Origin of the sequence: uncultured Photobacterium sp., assembly GCF_947502415.1 — a bacterium.
Classification (GTDB): Bacteria; Pseudomonadota; Gammaproteobacteria; order Enterobacterales; family Vibrionaceae; genus Photobacterium.
In genome coordinates this window covers 1-1,243 of record NZ_CANMZV010000082.1, presented here as the reverse complement: position 1 = coordinate 1,243, position 1,243 = coordinate 1, and the positions used below count along the sequence as shown (strand labels likewise).

Below are 1,243 nucleotides of genomic sequence, written 5' to 3'. Positions count from 1 at the left end.
GGCTTGGTAGCCGCTAAGCTTGACCCACAGACCTTTAAGCGAAAGCCACGTTACCTGTGCTTTTAAGCCATAACGCCTGCAATAAGGTGTGCCCCACTGAGCCAACAAAGCTCACCGAACTTCGAACCAAAACCGCCGAGTGTAACGCATCACCTTGATTGCTTTGTTAACTGCCAAACCACATTGATATGTATGGAGAAATCAGTGAAGTAACAATCAAACACAAAACAGTTAAGGAAATAATGACTCTTTGCTTTTTTATAAGATCTCTTATTGATACATAGGCGGCAAGAGCTAAAAGCATTACATGTATGTAATCTCCAAAATATCTCCATGACACCAATACAAGAAGAGAGCAAATAACACCTGTTAAAAGAAGCAATATACGGTCTTTTAACCAATTAATATCCATACAATAAATTCCATCGACATGAACAGGTTACATAGTTCCAGTTCATTATTTCCTTATCATAATGGCAACTTCTTTGAATGTGCTTACGTTCGTTACGATTAATCTTGATTAGCAGTCACTCTCACTCGGGCAGTTAACGCCTACAATAAGGTGTGCCAACACTGAACTAGTCAAGCACGCCGAACTTCAAACCAAAACTGCCGAGTGTAACGCATCACCTTGATTGTTTTGTTATGCACTTTGCGTCTATCGACCAAATTTAACCTTTACGATATTTGTACCTTCAACATGTTCAACTTTAGACTGAAGTTTCCATTTTGGATTTTGAAGCCAATCTAAACCTGTATTACTCAACACGATGCCAAAACCACAATGGGACATTAAGCCACCTTTAATTGTGTTACCACCAAATGTAGTTTCTGAAAGTGTCAGATTTATACTTGTCCCACCGATTGACATGTTTATCTCAACAACTGTAATTGGATAATTAATATCAAGATGAGAATTAAACACATCTGAACTATAACGACGAGTTGCTTGATCAGCAGATGCTAATTCAAGAAACCTTAAGTAAAGATAATCACCATTATGATACTTAACTTCAAGTTCTTTACCCTGTGGGGTACAACGAAGATCATAAGGGGTGCCAATATTCTCCCATGAGTTCGAATCAATAATGATGCGTTCCTCAGGAAGAAGGCTCAACATATTAACGCTTAAACGCAAATAGCCATCATCCTCTCTTTTTAGAGAAATGGGTCGTGATGCCAACTTGGTGATTTGAACTATAGTTTAGTTATTTGTCGAGTTATCGGGTGATCTTATGGCGAC

At 38.5% G+C, this 1,243-nt stretch carries 2 protein-coding genes; both read right to left on the bottom strand.

The window, feature by feature from the left end:
- Window positions 1-166: 166 nt before the first annotated feature.
- Window positions 167-412, bottom strand: coding sequence for a hypothetical protein (locus tag Q0852_RS23595; RefSeq protein WP_299022874.1), 246 nt, complete (start codon window positions 410-412; stop codon window positions 167-169).
- Between the two features lie 246 nt (window positions 413-658).
- Window positions 659-1,138 (bottom strand): hypothetical protein, encoded by a 480-nt coding sequence (locus Q0852_RS23590; RefSeq protein WP_299022871.1) that lies wholly within the window; start codon window positions 1,136-1,138, stop codon window positions 659-661.
- Window positions 1,139-1,243 lie beyond the last annotated feature (105 nt).

Excerpts from the sequence above, each read along its gene's own strand:
- Q0852_RS23595 (WP_299022874.1), bottom strand. The coding sequence starts at position 412 with ATGGATATTAATTGGTTAAAAGACCGTATATTGCTTCTTTTAACAGGT.